Raw genomic sequence first — 17,879 nt, forward strand, 5'->3', positions numbered from 1 at the left:
TTTGCGGACGGATGATGCGGAGCGGCGCCACGGAATGTCCTACGAGATCTATGATCTTGTCGTGATCGGCGGCGGTATCAATGGCGCCGGTATTGCTGCGGACGCGGCGATGCGTGGACTGCGCGTATGCCTCGCCGAAGCCGACGATCTGGCCGGCGCGACGTCGTCGGCGAGTTCGAAGCTCATTCACGGTGGTCTCAGGTATCTCGAGCACTACGAGTTCCGCCTCGTGCGTGAAGCGCTGGCGGAGCGCGAGGTGTTGCTTTCCAAGGCGGCGCATATCATCCGGCCGATGCGTTTCATTCTGCCTCATGCTGCTGGCATGCGGTCGCGGCCGTTGATACGGGCCGGGCTTTTTCTCTACGATCATCTCGCGGCGCGCCGGACGCTGGGCGGTTCGCATGCGATTAATTTCGGTGCAGATCCTGCGGGTGTGCCGCTGGCGTCCAAACTGAAGCACGGGTTCAGCTATTGGGACTGTGCGGTCGACGATGCACGTCTTGTCGTTCTCAATGCCATTGCCGCGCGTGAGGCGGGTGCGCGCATTGTAACGCGGACACCGGTTCGCGCGCTTCGCGCCGAGGATGGGTTTTGGATCGTGACGCTTGGAGATGAAACGCGTCAGGCGGCGCGTGCGGTTGTCAATGCAGCGGGTCCTTGGGTCGGCGATGTCGCGCGGCTCGGGAAACCGTACGGTGTGCAACCGGCGGACGTGCGACTGGTCAAGGGCAGTCACATCGTCGTGCCGCGCATTACCGGCGCGAACGATGCGTATACCCTGCAAAATGCCGACGGCCGCGTCGTGTTCGCGTTGCCGTATGAAACCGACTTCACGCTGATTGGTACGACGGAGCAGCAGCAGACGGAAAGTCCGCGTTCCGCGCGCGTGACGGCCGACGAGGAAAGCTATCTTCTCAGCGCCGCAAACCGGTATTTTCGCGTGCCGCTGAAACGTGAGCAGATCGTCTGGAGATTCGCGGGCGTCCGGCCGTTGGACAACGACGGCAGCGACAATGTTTCGGCGATTACCCGTGACTATCGGCTCGTTCTTCAGTCGGATGGCACGCCGCCGATCCTGCATGTCATCGGCGGCAAGATCACAACGTATCGCAAGCTCGCGGAAGCGGCGCTCGATCTTCTCGCGAAATATTTTCCGGCAGCCCGTCCTGGCTCGACGAGAACGGCGCCGCTGCCGGGCGGCAATTTCGAGGGGCGCACATTCGAAGCGTGGTTCGACGACTTCGCGCGCCGTCATGTTGGTTTTGAAAGGAGCACGTTGCTGCGGCTTGCGCACCGGTACGGTACGCGAACCATGCGCGTCATCGAGGGCGCAGCATCAGAACGTGATCTTGGAGTGGATTTCGGCGCGGGTCTCAGCGCCCGGGAGGTCGCCTATCTCAAATCCGAGGAGTGGGCGGACGTGGCCGACGATGTTCTCTGGCGGCGGACCAAAACGGGTCTGCACATCGCTCCGGAGGCGCGTTCAAGCGCCGCCGATGCAGTCCAGGTTTATCTCGACAAGTTGTGAGAGACCCGCGTTTGCGATCACATCAAGCGGCGACGTTTGGCGCGAAGTGCGCATGTCGCTGGGCAGACGGACTCGAGGCACAACAGCTGGTTGGCTTTGCTCAGCGCTGCGGCGAGAGCCTGGGCGCCGTTGAGCGTGTCACCGATGTCGTCCGAGCCGATCAAGGCCGCTGCCGAAGCCGTCAATGCTTGACGCTCGTCATGCTGGCATGCCGCGATGATCGAGATTGCCAGACATTCGTCGCGGCAGAAGCTGCGGCAACCGGACGGCGAGATTTCGATATCGCGCTGGGCGTTGGCTTTGACGGCGCGAACGAACTTGGACAGATCGAGAAGCAGGGCTTTCGCGTGCTCGGGACCGAGAATGCCCGAGAACGAGTTCCAGGCATCTTCCCAGCACTTGATGTCGCCAGTCGAAAGGCCGGCGAGCCAGCATCGAAATCCGACGCCGACGAGACGCTCAGGTGCTTTTGCAGGCAGCGGCACGACCTTTGCGGTCGAATGCGCGAGAGTTCGGGTGTTTGCTGAAGGACTAGCCACGGGTGCGTACCTCCGTTGGCTGAGCCGGTCTGAGAGGACGGCTATTTGCGCGACGGACCGCGCAGGAAACTGGGTTCATTTTCGGCTCCAATATGCGGGGTTCAAGGCCCCGGTATCGGTTGGCGCCTGAGGTTGGCGCGTGATGCCGCTACGGCACCGTAAACGTGTGCTAACCTGATCGGAACGGGCAGGTCAACCGTTAGCGAACGGCACGCATAACATTAGAATTCTTATAATTTTTAAGTACCTATGCTCGGGAACTTATGTCCAAAGCGGGCGACCATTTTCAGGACGGCCATTGGGCAAATCCAGGGAACGTGATCCGCGCCAGTGTTCCTATTTCGGGAGCGCCCTCGATTTCGAATTCGGCGCTCATTTCGTTGGCGAGCCGTTGGACGAGCGGCAGCCCGATGCCGCTGCCGCTTAGCCAAGGCTGCTTCGCGACGCTCTGTTCCGATGCGGTTGCCGTCGCCGCGCTGCCGCCGATCCCGCAGCCGGTGTCGCGCACCGCGAGAAACACGCGACCGTCGGCGCGATATCCGGTTTCGACGTGGACGTCGCCTCCCGGTGGCGTGAACTTGATGGCGTTGGTCAGAAGGTTGAGCAGGATCTGGCGCAGTGCCGTCGGATTAGCGACGACGTGCGGCCGGCTTTTTTCCGCCTGGAACGCCAGGAGGAGATTGCGCGACTGCGCGAGGGCTTGAACGCTGGAGACGGTCCGCTCGACGACCGCGTTGAGGTCGAGCGCGATCAGGCGCGGCGGTGCAGTCGCCTGCTTGCGGCTTTCCGAGAGAAGCGACGTGATGACGTCGAGCGCGTGCGTCGCGTTTTCGTGGATGTCGGCGGCGTAGTTCAAATAACGGGCATTGCCCATCGCGCCCAAACGCTCGTCGCGCATGACCTCGGCCGCCGCCGCGATCGCCGTCAGCGGCGTTTTCAGCTCGTGCGCGAGCTTCGCAAGATGGTCGGGATCGAGAAGCGATGCCGGAGCTGGACGCAGATCGGAAAATGCCGACAGGGCATTGTGCGCATCGATCGGAGTTGCTTCGGGGTCTGCCGTGTCCATGACGTGCAGGACAAAAAGTCCCGACCGGTCGACCGCCTGCCGTGTGACCGTGCAGCGAAGCGACTTCAAACGGCCGTTGCTCCAGAACGTCAACTTTTCGATCGACTTGCCATTGGCATTGCCGAGCGCGGCGATCTCGCGCAATCGCGCAAGAGCCGGGGTCGATGCATCGAGAGTAAGAGGGAATTCCGCGTAGGCGAACAGGCCCATGGCGTGCGTGCCCGCGGTATCGGCAGCCACGATTTCGGCGCGTTCGGGGTCGACAACGATGACGCCGGGATCGGTCCCGATGTCGAGCGCCGGATCGTTGTCGCGCGGGTGCTGGAGTGCGGGTGTAAGTGCAGCCGTCATAGCGGAATTCTTCAAATCCCAAGTGCTACTCAGACACCTTGCCCGATGCATGTAAGCGATTTGCCGGCCGCATTTATATGGAATTCGCTTATTGTCCACTGTTGTCCGACGCGTGCGGCGTTCATGGACGCGGACATCGACCGTCCTGCGGCCATTTCTGGCTTTCGTTGGTGGCACAAGGCGGCAAACAGCGTACCTGCAACAGCACAACTGGCACAGGCGGGACGGTCCTGACGCAGGACGTTGGGCGAACGCGGAAATTTTACCAACCTGCCACGGCTGCTTTTTCGCGCTGGGAGTAGTAGTAGGGCGGGCTTTGCCGTGAGGGGCGGCAAGGCACGCTGGGTTTGGAGTTCAAGTTGCAGACGGCGCGCCAAAAGGATGACGGGGACAAAGCCGGCATCAACGGTGGGGTCTTGGATCGCATCGACTGGTCGATCGTCGGGGCGATCGTCGCGCTCGCGGCATTCTCGTATGCGGCCACCGTTCTCTACAAGACTCTCGACAGCATCTCGTGGGATCAGGTCCGTCAGACAATCGTCGCGTTTCCGACAGCGCGGCTGGCTCTCGCAGGACTTGCGACCGCCGTCTCGTATCTTGCCCTGGTCGGGTATGATCTTATCGCATTGCGATTGGTCGGCGCTCGTCGCGTTCCGCTTCGCACGACCGCCATCACGTCATTCATCAGTCATGCGGTGACGTTCACGTTTGGGTTCGGGGTTCTGACCGGCGGTGCCGTCCGCATGCGTCTTTATCGCCCGTGGAAGGTCTCGACCGATCAGGTTCTGGCCGTCGTCCTGCTGTGCGCCTTGAGTTTCTGGGCCGGACTCGCGGCGATCGCCGGCATCTGCCTGACGCTCGATCCGGAGCTGGTCGCCGCCTTGGTCGGCCTCAACGCGGCGACCTGCCGAATTCTCGGTCTTGCCATTCTGGCGGCTCTAGCGATTTGGCTCGCGATCGCGACGCGCAAGCGGACGGTGATCGCCATTCGCGACTGGCAGTTGCCGTTGCCGGGAGCGGGCACAACGCTTGCAGCGATTTTTGTCGGCATGGCAGACGTCGCCGCTGCGGCGGCCGCGCTGTGGGTGCTGTTGCCGAACGATGTCGCGGTCACGCTGCCGGGATTTCTGGTCATCTTTTCATTGGCGATCGTGGTCGGCGTGCTCAGTCACGTGCCCGGCGGATTCGGCGTGTTCGATGCCATCGTTCTGCTCGGTATCGCCAAAGGGGCGCCATCGCCGGAGCTTGTCAGCTCGCTGCTGCTTTTCCGGCTCGTTTATTATTTCGTGCCGGTCACGATCGCGGCGATGATGCTCGTTGCCTACGAAGTCCGGGCCAGATCGCGGATCTCGCGCGACGACAGCAGCCAGACCGCCGCGCTGTTCGATTCGATCATTCCACCGCTGGCGGCGGTCGCTACGTTTTTCGGCGGGCTGGCGTTGCTCATTGCGGGGACGCTGCCGGCGGAACGCATCGCGGTCGTGCGCAATTTCATCCCGTTGCCGTTCGTCGAAGCCTCGCATTTCATCGCGAGTCTCGTCGGGACCATCCTGCTCGTTGTTGCGAACGGCTTAGCGCATCGGCTGCGGTCGGCGTGGCAACTTGCTCTTCTGCTGCTCGGCGGAGGCGCCATCTTCTCGGTGACGAAGGGCTTCAATTTCGGGGAAGCCTTCATCTGTCTCGCCGCGGCGGGATTGCTCATTCTCGGCCGGAAGGAATTCTATCGCCAAGGCGGCGTGTTCGCGGCTCGTCCGTCGGCGTCTGTTTTGCTCGCCGTCGGGGTCGCCGTGGGAGCTTCGGCCTTCATCGGCCTCGCCATCTATCGCGGTATTCCCTACGACAACTCGCTGTGGTGGGAGTTCGCGTATCACCAGGATGCGTCGCGCTTTCTGCGCGCCACGCTTGGCGCGGCGACGATCGCGATCGTCATCGCGGCCTACCAGCTGATGCACAAGGTTGCGCCCGAGCGGCGCAACGTTTCGCCATCCGAGATGCAGGACGTCGAGGCGATCGTCCGCGCGTCGACGCAGATCACGTCGGAGCTTGCGCTCATCGGCGACAAGCGATTCCTATTTTCGCAAAGCGGCGACGGTTTCGTGATGTACGACGTGCGCGGCTCAACGTGGGTCGCGATGGGCGATCCGATCGCGAACGGCAGCGCCGATCTCATCGACCTCGTCTGGCGGTTCAAGGAGAATGCGGACGAGCGTCGTGGTTCGCCTGTTTTCTATCAGGTCGCGGCCGACAATCTTCCAGTCTATCTCGATGCGGGGTTCTCGCTGATCAAGCTCGGCGAGGATGCATGGGTCGATCTCGAAGCCTTCACCCTCGACGGCAAGGTCGGGCGGCGGCTCAGGCAGACGAGGTCGCGCGTTGAGCGCAGCAATGTGTCGTTCGAAATCGTCAAAGCTGAAAATGTCACGAAATTTTTCCCTGCGTTGAAGCGCGTGTCGGATGCCTGGCTGCAGGTGCATGGGCGGCGCGAAAAGGGCTTTTCTCTCGGCTTCTGGAACGAAGACTATCTCGGACGGCATGACGTCGCCGTCGTTCGTCACGATGATCGCATCGTTGCTTTCGCGAATATCCTGCGCAAGCCTGTAGCGGCGACGGCGTCGCTCGATCTGATGCGGCATGTGCCGGACGCGCCGGAGAGCGTCATGGATTATCTGGTCGTGATGCTGCTCGAACAAATGAAGGCCGAGGGCTACAAATGGTTCAACCTCGGTATGGCGCCGCTCTCCGGGCTGCCCGAGCACCGGCTTGCGTCGCGCTGGGCGAGATTCGCCGGGCTGTTCTTTCGTTACGGCGATCGGCTCTATAATTTCGAGGGCGTGCGCATCTTCAAGAGCAAGTTCAAACCGGAATGGCGGCCGAAATATCTTGCCTACGAGCAGAGTCTGCGCCTGCCGCAGACGCTGCTCGATATCGCCGGGCTTATCAGCTCGAGCCCGCAGCGCGTCGACGCGGAACGGCAGCGGCATGAGGTCTAGCGTGTGGTTGAGCGGCGTTCGTTGCAGATCTGTGCTTGCTGCAACCTTAGCGCTGGCGGCACTCGTGGCGGCGAACGTTGCGACGGCGGCAACGTCCGTGACGCATCCGCGCTTCGGAACCGTGGAACTCATCACGCCGAAAGCTCGCGCGTCGGCTTTCGTGATTTTGTTGAGCGATCCGAATGATCCGACATCGTCCGGTCGCGATATCGCGACGGCGCTTGCGGATCGCGGCGCGGCGGTCGCCGTCATCGATGCCGCTGCGGTCCGGTCCGTTCTGCAATCCTCCGACGGCGCCCACGCCTGCATCGACTTGTTCGGCGATCTCGAAAGCCTGGCGCGCACGGCGGAGCGGCAGATCGGGATGCAAAGCTGGCAGCAGCCGGTTTTGCTTGGCATCGGGGGCGCAGGCGCGGTGGCGTATTTCGGATTGGCGCAAGCGCCGTCGAACACGCTCGCGGGTGCGGTGAGCTACGGGTTTTCCCCGACGCTCGTCTCGACGCGTCCCTTTTGCGATGTTACGGCGTCGGCCGGCGCGAAGCCCGAGGCGTTCACATATGCGCCGGCGCAACTGGCGGGACGATGGATCGCCGTTACGGCAAAGCCTGATGATCCGAGTCTAAAGCCTTTTCTGGAGGCTCATCCGGGCGCGAAGGCGGTCGCGGGATCGTCCGAAGATAAGGCGTCGCGAGACGTTGCGATCAAGGCTGTCTTCGAGGTTGCGGCGACGACGGGTGCCGCGCTTAGCGATCTGCCGCTTGTGGAGCTGCCGGCGAAGCATCCCAAAATCCTGGTGATCTTTTTCTCCGGCGACGGCGGCTGGCGCGACATCGACAAACAGCTCGGCGAACTGCTGTCCAAGGATGGCGTCGCCGTGATCGGCGTCGACGCGCTGCGCTATTTCTGGAGCAAGAAGGAGCCTCGGACGATCGCGGCGGATATCGATCGCATCGTCGCTCACTACGGACCTGCGTGGGGCGTGAGGTCCTTCGCGCTCGCGGGCTATTCCTTCGGCGCGGGTATCATTCCGCTGACGTGGCCGAAGCTCGCGCCTGCTACGCAAAGCGAGATCAAGCTGATCGCGATGCTCGGGCTGGAACCGGTTGCGCGTCTGCGGATGTCGATGGCGGGCTGGCTGGGATTGAGTTCTTCCGCCGATATTCCGCTCGGCCCGTACCTCGCGCAACTGCCGAAAGAGCGCGTGATGTGCGTCTATAGCGTCGAGGAGCAGACGGAGAACAACACCGGCTGCACGCTGCCCGAACTCGACGGCGCGATGCGTGTCAGCCGGACGGGCGGGCATCACTTCGGCGGCGATTACGATGAGATCGCGCGGATCCTTCTCGAACGGCTCAGCGCCGCGAGCGGGAAGTGACGGAAAAGTTCGCTAAGGTTGAATGGTACCGCCTCCCAGATTTGAACCGGGGACCTCTAGATCCACAATCTAGCGCTCTAACCAACTGAGCTAAGGCGGCACAGGCTTTGTTTACAAAGCAATAAATCGAGGATGGTGCGGCCGTCCATGGTTTTCGGATCGGTGCTCCTCGATGTCAGGGTCCAGCTATCACCACAGCTCTCTCCATGGGTCAAGGGCCGAATGCCCCTGTCAGATTGTTCGCGACGGGCCGCCGCGCCCGCCGAGAAGGAAGGCCAGCACAAGTCCCGCCACGAAGCCGCCGACGTGGGCCATGTAGGCGACGCCGCCGACGTCGGCCGTTTCGTCCGTTCGGGCGATCGACCCGACGCTGCTGAAAAGCTGCAGCACGATCCAGAAGCCGATGACGGCGAGCGCTGGGAGCGAGACAATCTGGCGGATGACGAACACGTCGACGCGGGCACGCGGGAACAGCAAAATATAAGCGCCGAGCACGCCCGCAATCGCGCCGGAGGCTCCGACGTTCGGGATGCTGGAGCCGCTGTTGACGTAATACTGCGCGAACGTCGCCGCGATGCCGCAGGCAAGGTAGAAGGCAAGGAAACGGAGGTGTCCGAACCGATCCTCGACGTTGTCGCCGAAAATGTAGAGATACAGCATATTGCCGAGGAGATGCATCCAGCCGCCGTGCATGAACATGGCGGTAAAGAGCGTCGGCATGTTACCAGCGGGATCGTCGCTGAAGCGGCTCGGAATGAACGACCAGTCCTGGATGAACCGGTCGCCACCGTTGAGTTCGACAAGAAAGAAAAGAACGTTGATGGCGATCAGGCCGTAGGTGACGACCGGCGTGGATCTGAGCGCACTGTCGTCGTCACCGATCGGAAACATGCGCGCCCCCTGTTCTGGCTATGCCGGCACCGGCCTTTTCGCGGACATCAGATAATTCACATCCGTGTCGGGATTGCGAGCCCAGACGTCGCGCATCGGGGTGTAGGTGATGCCTTCGAACTGCGGTTCCGTGAGACCGGCGGTCTCGGCGTAGCGCCGCAGTTCGTCGGTGGTCACGAACCGGTCCCACTGATGCGTGCCACGCGGCAACCAGCCGAGGACATACTCAGCGCCGACGATGGCCAGCGCCCACGCCTTGAACGTGCGGTTCAACGTCGAAAATACGGCGAGGCCGCCGGGGCGGACGAGGGCCGCGCATTCGGCAATGAATTTTTGCGGGTCGGGGACGTGCTCGACGACTTCGAGGCAGGCGACGATATCGAACGTGCGTTTTTCCGCGACGAGGTCTTCGACGCGAACCGGACGATAGTCGATGGCAAGGCCCTGTGCTTCGGCGTGACTTTTGGCGATAGCGATGTTGCGTTCGGACGGGTCGATCGCCGTTACGGTGGCGCCCATCCGGGTCAGCGGCTCAGAGACGAGGCCGCCGCCACAGCCGATGTCGAGTGCTGTCAGGCCTACGAGCGGTTTCAGGATTTTCGCGTCGCGGCCGAAATGGGCGACGGCCTGGTCGCGGATGAACGAGAGCCGGGGCGGTCCGATCTGATGCAGCGGCCGGAATTTTCCGTTGGGATCCCACCACTCTGAAGCAATCTGGGAAAAGCGGCGCACTTCCTCAGGATCGAGGTTCGCGGCTTCGGGCGTCGGATCGGCGTGCGGGCGGGTGGCGGCGGTCATTCTGGGCTCCGGTTCGCGGCTAGTCGCCAGCGGCGCGGGGGACTTGTCAAGCGCGGCACGATCCCGCTCGCCATTTTGAATTGCTACTGGCAGTTGCCGGGGGGCTCGCGAGCCGCTAAGAAGCCGGGACTCAATCCAGATATCAAGGCTCGACAGGTCCTTTCTGGGCCTTTCCGAGCCTATAGCAGGTGCAGGAAAGCCGTTCAGGATGGCGACCGTTGTGATGAAGTTCGGCGGCACCTCGGTCGCCAACATCGAGCGCATCCAGAACGTGGCGCGGCACGTCAAGCGTGAGGTCGACGCCGGCAACAAGGTCGCTGTGGTCGTCTCGGCGATGTCGGGCGTTACGAACCAGCTCGTCGCCTGGGTCAAGGACGTCTCGCCCCTTTACGATGCGCGCGAATACGATTCCGTCGTTGCGACTGGCGAGCAGGTGACGGCGGGACTTCTGGCCTTGGCGCTGCAAGCCATGGGTCTCAAGGCGCGGTCCTGGACCGGCTGGCAGGTGCCGATCAAAACGGATGCGGCGCACGGGGCGGCACGGATCATCGATATTCCGGGCGGCGATCTCAAAAAGCAGATCGATGCCGGAGAGGTCGCGGTCATCACCGGTTTCCAGGGCATCGAAACGGAGAGCAATCGCGTTGCGACGCTCGGCCGGGGCGGCTCGGATACGAGTGCGGTTGCGATTGCGGTCGCGCTCGAAGCCGACGTCTGCGATATTTATACGGATGTCGATGGTGTCTATACCACCGATCCGAGGATCGTGCCGAAGGCGCGGCGGCTGGCCAAGGTTTCCTACGAAGAGATGCTGGAAATGGCTTCTCTCGGTTCGAAGGTGCTGCAGACGCGCTCTGTCGAGCTGGCCATGGTCTACAAGGTGAAAACGCGCGTTCTGTCGAGTTTCGTCGCGCCGGACGCGATGCAACCTTTCAGACCCGATAACGTCGAAAATATCGGAACTATCGTTTGCGACGAGGATGAGATCGTGGAACAGCAAGTCGTGAGCGGCATCGCCTATGCCAAAGACGAGGCCAAGGTCACGCTGCTGAAGGTCGACGATAAGCCGGGCGTCGCGGCGCGCATTTTCGGGCCGCTGTCGGACGCGAGCATCAACGTCGATATGATCGTTCAGAACGTCACGCCGGATGGCAAACACACCGACATGACGTTCACCGTGCAGGCGGCGGAGCTGCCGCGCACGCTCGACGTTCTGAAAAAGGCCAAGGCCGATATCGGCCACTTCGACGTCAAAAGCTCGGCGGACGTCGTGAAAATCTCGGTGATCGGCGTCGGCATGCGCAGTCATGCGGGCGTTGCGGCTCAGATGTTCAAGACTCTTGCCGAAAAAGGCATCAACATACACGCCATCTCGACATCCGAGATAAAAATCAGTGTATTGATTGATGCTGTCTATGCCGAGCTTGCTGTTCGCACGCTGCACACCGTCTACGGTCTCGACAGCGACTGAGCGCGGATTCGTTCCGGCCGCGCTTTTCTTAGCCACTGATGGACCGTCTAGATGGGCGGTACGACGAGCATGATCGCGCGGCCCAACGATCCAAGACCGCTTCCGAGCGAAACTTCGCTCAGGGTGATCATGCGCGGCTTGCGCGAAATCATGTCCGAGGGCGGCGAGGGCCAGGAGAAGCTCGACCGCATCGTGCGCCAGATCGCCGGCGTCATGGTCGCCGACGTGTGCTCGATCTATCTCAAGCGCCAGGACGGTTCGCTGGAGCTATTCGCGACCGAGGGTCTTAACCCGTCAGCCGTCCACAACACGCGGATGAAGCGTGGAGAAGGCCTCGTCGGGCGATGCTCGGAGCTGGGCGTGACGGTCAACGAGCCCGAGGCTTCGAGCCATCCGGCATTCTCCTACCGGCCGGAAACCAGCGAAGAAATCTACCACTCGCTGCTGGCGGTGCCGATCTCGCGCTCGGGCAAGGTGCTCGGCGTGCTCGTCATCCAGAACAGGATGTCGAAGGAATATTCCGACGAAGACGTCGAGGTGCTGCAGGCGACGGCGATGGTGGTCGCGGAAAATCTCGCTTCGGGTGCGGTCGCGGGTACGGTCGCGGCGCTCGAAGGCTCGCTGTTGCAGCCGATGATCATCGAGGGCGAGCCGCTGTCGGAAGGCATCGCGCTCGGGCATGTGGTGCTGCACGAGCCGCGCATCGTCGTCACGCATCTCCTGTCGGACAATCCCGTCGCGGAAATGGAACGGCTCGAGCAGGCGCTCACAAAGCTTCAGGTGAACATCGATGAGATGTTCGAGCACGAGCATATGTCGGCGGTCGGCGAGCATCGCGACGTGCTCGAAGCCTACCGCATGTTCGCGCACGACAAGGGCTGGCACCGGCGCCTACGCGAGGCGGTCGAGGGTGGGCTGACGGCGGAGGCCGCCGTCGAGCGCGTGCAGAACGCCATGCGCACGCGCATGCTGAAGCAGCACGACAATTATTGGAAGGAACGGCAACGCGATCTCGACGATCTTTCGGACCGGCTGCTGCGTGTGCTCGCGGGACGGCTTAAAAGCTCGGAAGACAGCAGTGGCCTGCCCGCAGAAGTCATTCTCGTCGCGCGCACGATGGGGCCTGCCGAGCTTCTCGATTATGATCGCAACAGGCTACGCGGTCTGATCGTCGAAGACGGATCGAGCCAGAGCCATGTCGCCGTCGTGGCCAAGGCGCTGGGCATCGCCGCGATCGGCCAAGCTGCCGGTATCGTCGATAGGGTCACGGCTGGAGATGCCGCTATCGTCGATGCGGTGACGGGCGAGGTTCATCTTCGTCCGACGAATGAGGTCATTGCCGCCTATTCCGATAAAGTGCGTTTCCGAGCGCGGAAACAGAAGCGCTATCAGTCGCTGCGCGGCCGGCCGGCAATTACGAAAGACGGCATTCGCATCGCCTTGCTGATGAATGCCGGGCTACTCGTCGACATGTCGCATCTGATCGAATCCGGTGCCGATGGCGTCGGGCTCTATCGCACCGAATTACAATTCATGCTGTCGGACGCTTTTCCGAGGCTCGACCGGCAGACGCAGCTTTACCGCTCGGTGATCGAGGAAGCGCAGGGCAAGACGGTCGTGTTCCGCTCGCTCGATATCGGCGGCGACAAGGTGCTGCCATATCTCCGGCAGCCGAAAGAAGAGAACCCGGCCTTGGGGTGGCGCGCCATCCGCATGTCGCTCGATAGGCCCGAGCTTTTCCGCCTGCAAATACGTGCGCTTTTGAAGGCCGCCGCCGGACGCGAACTCAGGGTGATGATCCCGATGGTTTCGGCGTCCTATGAACTGGGCGCGATCCGGGCCTTGATCGAACGCGAAAAGACGTTTCTGACGACGCATGGCCACCAGCTGCCGAGCAACATCCTGGTCGGGGCGATGTTCGAGGTTCCGGCGCTGCTGTTCGATCTCGACGCGTTTCTGACGCGGGTGGATTTCGTGTCGATCGGCTCGAACGACCTGATGCAGTTCATGTTCGCGGCGGATCGCACCAATGCACGCGTCGCGAGCCGTTTCGACGTCTTGACCGCGCCGCCACTCAGAGCGCTCAGAATGCTGATCAAAGCGGCCAAGAAACATAAAGTGCCGCTGACGCTTTGCGGCGAGATGGCGGGCAGTCCGATCGAAGCCATGACTCTCATCGCTCTCGGGCTTCGCTCGCTGTCGATGGCTCCTGCTTCGATCGGTCCGATCAAGACGATGATCCTGTCGCTCGATGCGGAAAAAGCGACGGCTTACCTCGAGGATCTTCTCAAGGAAGATGTCAAAGACATCCGCATGTCCTTGCAGCAGTTTGCTGAAACCGAAGGCGTCGCGATCGACGGCTGAGTCGCGTCGAAAGCCTTTGACAAAAATACTTTTTTAACCAAGATAGAGGTGAGGGTTGAGGGGCCGGTGCGTAGTGCCGGATTGTGTATGCGTCGAGGCGTTGGGCGGAACGTTTCGGTCGGCGGCCGTGTGCGGGTGGAGCGCACGGCTCGCGATCGCAGCGAGTTCTCAAATCAAGTACAAGTTTCTAAAGACCGTGAGCTGATTGCCCGGTTTTTTATGGATCTTCGCCGCGCATTGCGGCTAACGCTGCCGCAAGCTGCCTATTATCTCAAGGTCCAGACGAGCGTCGTCGAAGCACTGGAAACCGGACAAGTCGAATATCTTCCGCCGTGGCCGCAGACGGTGCAGATCGTCATGGGTTACACGTCGATGGCGGGTGTCGATGGGCGGCCCGTGTTGAACGCCGTCGGCAACCTGATCATGATGCTCCAGCCGTCGCCGGACGAGCCCGAGGAGCACGCGGCGGGACATGAGATACCGGCTGGCGGACATTTCTTCCGAGCCGGTTCGGCCATTGCGAGCGGGGCCCGGCGGCTGCCGAAGGATGCCATGCACCAGATCCGCGAGAGGCCGCAGCGGGCGCTTTACGCCCTGTCGCTGCCGCTGTTCGTCCTGCTTTTTTTCCACGCCTCGATTTTGCAGGTCATCGCGCAGCCCTTCAGCTCGGCCGTGGGGCAGGTCAGCGTTTATTTTCAGGAGCATTTTGCGCCGGTTCAGGACGGTTTGCGCTGGATCGACGTAAATGATCCCCGGTCGCGCCGGACCGATAAATTGCGGATCGCAGGCGGTTCGTATTAGATGCGCCCGAGAGTGCCGCGGTCGTCTGATCGCGGCCCAGCCGGACCGCATCATCGGACATCATGACTTCATTGCCGCGCGATAAACTCGACCGCCTTTTCGAACGCTGGATGGCGATCCAGGACGAACTCAATCATGGCGTGTCGCAAGCTCAATACGTCAAGCTGACGAAGGAATTCGCGGAGCTGTCGCCGGCTGCCGCGCAAATCGAAGCGTTGCGCAAAGCAGAAGCCGAAAGCGCCGATCTCGAACAGCTCTTTCGCGATCCCTCGGCTGACAAGGATATGGCCGATCTTGCTTACGCGGAGCGCGCAGCCCTTGCCACCCGGATCGGCGAACTCGAGCAGCAGCTTCGGATCGCGCTTCTGCCGAAAGATGCGGCGGACGAGAAAAGCGCGATCCTCGAAGTTCGCGCCGGAACGGGCGGCGACGAAGCGGCGCTGTTCGCTGCCGATCTCTTTCGCATGTATTCGCGCTATGCCGACCTCAGGGGCTGGAAGGTGGAGGTCATCTCAGCATCGGAAAACGATCTCGGCGGTTACAAGGAGATCGTCGCATCGATTACGGGCGAGGGCGTGTTCGCTCGGCTTAAGTTTGAATCGGGCGCGCACCGCGTGCAGCGCGTTCCCGCGACGGAAGCGAGCGGGCGCATTCATACGTCGGCCGCGACGGTCGCGGTGCTGCCTGAAGCCGAAGACGTCGAAATCGACATCAAGGCTGACGACATCCGCATCGACACGATGCGGGCCGGTGGCGCCGGCGGTCAGCACGTCAACAAGACGGAAAGCGCGGTGCGCATGACGCATCTACCGACCGGAATCGTCGTCGTATCGGCGGAAAAATCGCAGCATCAGAACCGCCGCCTGGCGATGAATGTTCTCAAGGCGCGCGTTTACGAGCTTGAGCGCGCGAAGGCGGCAAACGAGCGTTCGGACGCTCGCAAATCGCAGGTCGGCTCCGGTGATCGCTCGCAGCGGATTCGGACGTACAATTTTCCGCAAGGACGCGTCACCGATCACCGGATCAACCTCACGCTCTACAATCTCGATGAAGTCATGATCGGGAACGGGCTCGACACACTGGTCGACGCGCTTATCACCGATCATCAGGCGACGATGCTTGCTGAACTCAACGCCGCCTAACGGATCGAAGATCGTGGCCGGACAAAAGCAGGAAGTCTTCGAGCGCGATCAGACGGTCGGCGATGCGTTGGCGAAGATGACGCGGGCATTCGCGGCCGAAGGGATCGAGTCGGCGCCGCGTGACGCGCGCATTTTATTGCAAGGCCTGCTTGGCATTGACGGCACGGCGCTATTGACCAGACCGGAACAGTTGCTTGGCGATGCGGCGGAGCGCGTCGGCGATGCCATGCGCCGAAGGCTTGCGCATGAGCCGGTGTCGCGCATTCTCGGCGTGCGTGAATTCTACGGACGCGAATTTATCGTCACGCCCGACGTGCTCGATCCGCGTCCGGATACGGAAACGGTTGTCGACGTCGCGCTCGAGATCGTTCGCGCGAATGGTCTTCAATCGGAAGCGCTTCAGATCGCGGACATCGGGACCGGTTCCGGCATTTTGATTGCGACACTGCTCATGGAACTGCCCCATGCGCATGGAGTTGCGACGGACGTCAGCGGGGCGGCGCTCGCGGTTGCGCAAAAAAATGCAGAGTGCCTTGGGGTCGCGAGCCGGACGAGCTTCATTGAGACACGCGGTCTCGATGGCTGCGCCGGGCCTTTCGATCTCATCGTCTCGAACCCGCCGTATATCGCGGCGGGCGACATTTTGGGCTTGGAGCCGGACGTACGCGATTACGATCCACAGCTTGCTCTTGATGGCGGCGCGGATGGTCTGGATGTCTATCGCGAGATCGCGGAAATTGCCCGAAATCCGCAACGGACAATGCGCCTCGTTCTGGAGATCGGGGCGGGTCAAGCCTCTGATGTAACAGATATTTTCATCTCAGCAGGCTGGCGGCCGTTGAAGCAGCGGAAGGATCTGGGCGGCCATGTGCGCGTTGTTGCCATGGAGATACATCCTTAAGCTCTTCAATCATTTCTATTTGCGGAATTACGTTTCCGGAGTAAGGTATCAGCTGACGAGTTTGATCGGATGTGCCTGAATCAGGCGACCCCCCGCGAATGCGGTACTGGAAGCCGGCCGTCCTATCTCAGATCATCAGCGCAAATTTCGCGGACGTTATCGTCCGCTGAATGGCGGGCATCGAGTTGATTGTTCTCGATACCGCGAGTGCTGCACAGACGCTCCTTGCAGATGTTTTGGACGTGAGTTGCTGTCCAACGTGGTGAGGACACCGTAGTTTGCCCCGGTCGCGGGCGTGAGAGCCAAGGGGCTACAGCCTGTGGGGCACAGGCGACTTTAGGACCGTCTTTTAAAATGGAATTGGATCGGAGGATCCATAACGCGGCCCATCGCTGGTGAGCACGCGTGGACGTTAGAATATCAACGAGTGTGAACGGGAGCCCATGAGGCAAGGACAACAGAACCGCCGTGGCCGCGGTCGAAACAACAACAATAATAATAACCGCAAATCGCAAAATCCTTTGATGCGCAGCTTCGAGAGCTCGGGTCCGGATGTGAAGATCCGCGGCACGCCCTCTCATATTGCCGAGAAGTACGTCTCGCTGGCTCGCGACGCGCTGTCATCCGGCGATCCGGTGCTTGCGGAAAACTATCTCCAGCACGCCGAGCACTATAACCGCATCATCCTGAGCTATCGCGAGCAGATGGTGCAGCAGGGTGGCGTCGATCCCCTCGGTAACGGCGCCGCGCGCACGCACACGCTTGCCGGTCCGGAAGGGAGCGACGGCGACGAGTTTGGTGACGACGAAAGCGACGAGTTCGGCGTCCAGGTGCAGCAGCAACAGCCCGCCGGCGACGGGTCGCAGCCGCCACAGCAGCAGCCTTTCGCACAGCAACCGCGCAATTTCGACAATCAGAACCGGTACGAAAACCGCCAGCCGCGCAATGATCGCGATCGCAACGACCGCGATCAGCGCTACAACAATAACCGGAACGATCGCGGCGATCGGCAGGATTTCCGTGGCGACCGAAACGACCGGAATGACCGCAACGGATCGGCCGGCGGCGAAAATCGCTTTCGCGACGATCGCCGGCAGTACGGCAACGGTGGCGACAACCGGTCGGAAGGCGGCGGCTTCCGCCGTCGCGAGCGCTATCAGGATTCCAATGGCGCGGACCGGGACGTCGGCAATGGTGGTTTCCGCCAAGACGCCGGTCAGGCTCCGCAGCCTCAGGCGCAACCGGCAGCGGTACCCGAACGCGCAGCGCCTCCGCCGCCACCAGCCGTGACGCCGGAGCAGGAGCAGCCGGCGTTCTTGAGGCGTCCGGTTCGTCGTCCGCGTCGCGAAGAGCCGACCGAGGTCGTGGCAACGCCGCCCGCCGCGAACGAAGACAAAGACTAAGACGCGCCAGGCGTTCGCAGACAGCAACGCGTTTCAGCGCAGGAACCTATCACGCTGATTTCGCCTGCGATTCATCCGGTGGGATGGGTGCGTCGCGCGCTGCGAGAGGCATGGCTGTTGACGGTCGTTGCGGACGCCCAAGCGGGCGTGCGCCGGGTGGCTCCCAAGTCTGGCCTCTCAAGTCTGGCCTCTCAAGTCTGGCCTCTCAAGTCTGGCCTCTCAAGTCTGGCCTCTCAAGTCTGGCCTCTCAAGTCTGGCC

At 61.9% G+C, this 17,879-nt stretch carries 13 protein-coding genes and 1 tRNA gene; 9 read left to right on the forward strand and 5 right to left on the reverse strand.

The window, feature by feature from the left end; genetic code table 11:
- Positions 1 to 34 precede the first annotated feature (34 nt).
- Positions 35 to 1,528: a glycerol-3-phosphate dehydrogenase gene (glpD, locus tag WC026_RS07365; RefSeq protein ID WP_372710183.1), complete on the forward strand. Its 1,494-nt coding sequence runs from the start codon at positions 35 to 37 to the stop codon at positions 1,526 to 1,528.
- A 17-nt stretch (positions 1,529 to 1,545) separates the two neighbouring features.
- Here glpD and WC026_RS07370 read toward each other — a convergent pair whose 3' ends face one another.
- Both WC026_RS07370 and WC026_RS07375 read right to left on the reverse strand, forming a co-directional pair.
- Positions 1,546 to 2,067, reverse strand: a complete 522-nt coding sequence (locus WC026_RS07370; protein ID WP_372710184.1) for a hypothetical protein — start codon at positions 2,065 to 2,067, stop codon at positions 1,546 to 1,548.
- Positions 2,068 to 2,353: 286 nt separating this feature from the next.
- Positions 2,354 to 3,484 carry a sensor histidine kinase gene (locus WC026_RS07375; RefSeq protein WP_372710185.1) on the reverse strand — a complete coding sequence of 377 codons (1,131 nt, stop codon included), beginning with the start codon at positions 3,482 to 3,484 and terminating at the stop codon, positions 2,354 to 2,356.
- A 359-nt stretch (positions 3,485 to 3,843) separates the two neighbouring features.
- On the opposite strand from WC026_RS07375, the gene mprF reads away from it, so the two are divergent.
- Positions 3,844 to 6,474 (forward strand): bifunctional lysylphosphatidylglycerol flippase/synthetase MprF, encoded by a 2,631-nt coding sequence (mprF, locus tag WC026_RS07380; protein ID WP_372710186.1) that lies wholly within the window; start codon positions 3,844 to 3,846, stop codon positions 6,472 to 6,474.
- A gap of 64 nt (positions 6,475 to 6,538) precedes the next feature.
- Entirely contained in the window at positions 6,539 to 7,849 is a 1,311-nt protein-coding gene (locus WC026_RS07385) for an AcvB/VirJ family lysyl-phosphatidylglycerol hydrolase (protein ID WP_372710187.1), read from the forward strand.
- Between the two features lie 23 nt (positions 7,850 to 7,872).
- On the opposite strand, the gene WC026_RS07390 is transcribed toward WC026_RS07385, so the two are convergent.
- The 3 genes from WC026_RS07390 to ubiG all read right to left on the reverse strand — a co-directional run bounded on the left by WC026_RS07390 (position 7,873) and on the right by ubiG (position 9,538).
- Positions 7,873 to 7,949, reverse strand: a tRNA-His gene (locus tag WC026_RS07390).
- Between the two features lie 131 nt (positions 7,950 to 8,080).
- Positions 8,081 to 8,740, reverse strand: coding sequence for a rhomboid family intramembrane serine protease (locus tag WC026_RS07395; RefSeq protein ID WP_372710188.1), 660 nt, complete (start codon positions 8,738 to 8,740; stop codon positions 8,081 to 8,083).
- A gap of 18 nt (positions 8,741 to 8,758) precedes the next feature.
- On the reverse strand, positions 8,759 to 9,538 hold the full coding sequence (ubiG, locus tag WC026_RS07400) for a bifunctional 2-polyprenyl-6-hydroxyphenol methylase/3-demethylubiquinol 3-O-methyltransferase UbiG (RefSeq protein ID WP_372710189.1): 780 nt from the start codon (positions 9,536 to 9,538) through the stop codon (positions 8,759 to 8,761).
- Between the two features lie 208 nt (positions 9,539 to 9,746).
- Here ubiG and WC026_RS07405 point away from each other — a divergent pair, with 208 nt between their 5' ends.
- From WC026_RS07405 to WC026_RS07430, 6 genes are all read left to right on the forward strand, one after another.
- Positions 9,747 to 11,009 carry an aspartate kinase gene (locus tag WC026_RS07405; protein WP_372710190.1) on the forward strand — a complete coding sequence of 421 codons (1,263 nt, stop codon included), beginning with the start codon at positions 9,747 to 9,749 and terminating at the stop codon, positions 11,007 to 11,009.
- A 69-nt stretch (positions 11,010 to 11,078) separates the two neighbouring features.
- Positions 11,079 to 13,373, forward strand: a complete 2,295-nt coding sequence (gene ptsP / locus WC026_RS07410) for a phosphoenolpyruvate--protein phosphotransferase (protein WP_372710199.1) — start codon at positions 11,079 to 11,081, stop codon at positions 13,371 to 13,373.
- Between the two features lie 219 nt (positions 13,374 to 13,592).
- Complete coding sequence (locus tag WC026_RS07415; RefSeq protein WP_372710191.1) at positions 13,593 to 14,174, forward strand: helix-turn-helix domain-containing protein; 582 nt, start codon at positions 13,593 to 13,595, stop codon at positions 14,172 to 14,174.
- Positions 14,175 to 14,236: 62 nt separating this feature from the next.
- Positions 14,237 to 15,316 (forward strand): peptide chain release factor 1, encoded by a 1,080-nt coding sequence (prfA, locus tag WC026_RS07420; protein WP_372710192.1) that lies wholly within the window; start codon positions 14,237 to 14,239, stop codon positions 15,314 to 15,316.
- A 13-nt stretch (positions 15,317 to 15,329) separates the two neighbouring features.
- On the forward strand, positions 15,330 to 16,217 hold the full coding sequence (gene prmC / locus WC026_RS07425) for a peptide chain release factor N(5)-glutamine methyltransferase (protein ID WP_372710193.1): 888 nt from the start codon (positions 15,330 to 15,332) through the stop codon (positions 16,215 to 16,217).
- 443 nt (positions 16,218 to 16,660) lie between these two features.
- Positions 16,661 to 17,620 carry a DUF4167 domain-containing protein gene (locus WC026_RS07430; protein WP_372710194.1) on the forward strand — a complete coding sequence of 320 codons (960 nt, stop codon included), beginning with the start codon at positions 16,661 to 16,663 and terminating at the stop codon, positions 17,618 to 17,620.
- The last annotated feature ends 259 nt before the right edge of the window (positions 17,621 to 17,879 follow it).

It is taken from the genome of Hyphomicrobium sp. (assembly GCF_041674905.1).
Lineage (GTDB): Bacteria > Pseudomonadota > Alphaproteobacteria > Rhizobiales > Hyphomicrobiaceae > Hyphomicrobium_B.

Bases quoted from the DNA above. Each gene is read 5' to 3' on its own strand.
- WC026_RS07405 (WP_372710190.1), top strand. From the start codon at position 9,747: ATGGCGACCGTTGTGATGAAGTTCGGCGGCACCTCGGTCGCCAACATC.
- WC026_RS07415 (WP_372710191.1), top strand. From the start codon at position 13,593: ATGGATCTTCGCCGCGCATTGCGGCTAACGCTGCCGCAAGCTGCCTAT.
- WC026_RS07430 (WP_372710194.1), top strand. From the start codon at position 16,661: ATGAGGCAAGGACAACAGAACCGCCGTGGCCGCGGTCGAAACAACAAC.
- WC026_RS07395 (WP_372710188.1), bottom strand. From the start codon at position 8,740: ATGTTTCCGATCGGTGACGACGACAGTGCGCTCAGATCCACGCCGGTC.
- WC026_RS07375 (WP_372710185.1), bottom strand. From the start codon at position 3,484: ATGACGGCTGCACTTACACCCGCACTCCAGCACCCGCGCGACAACGAT.
- prfA (WP_372710192.1), top strand. From the start codon at position 14,237: ATGACTTCATTGCCGCGCGATAAACTCGACCGCCTTTTCGAACGCTGG.
- ptsP (WP_372710199.1), top strand. From the start codon at position 11,079: ATGATCGCGCGGCCCAACGATCCAAGACCGCTTCCGAGCGAAACTTCG.
- ubiG (WP_372710189.1), bottom strand. From the start codon at position 9,538: ATGACCGCCGCCACCCGCCCGCACGCCGATCCGACGCCCGAAGCCGCG.
- glpD (WP_372710183.1), top strand. From the start codon at position 35: ATGTCCTACGAGATCTATGATCTTGTCGTGATCGGCGGCGGTATCAAT.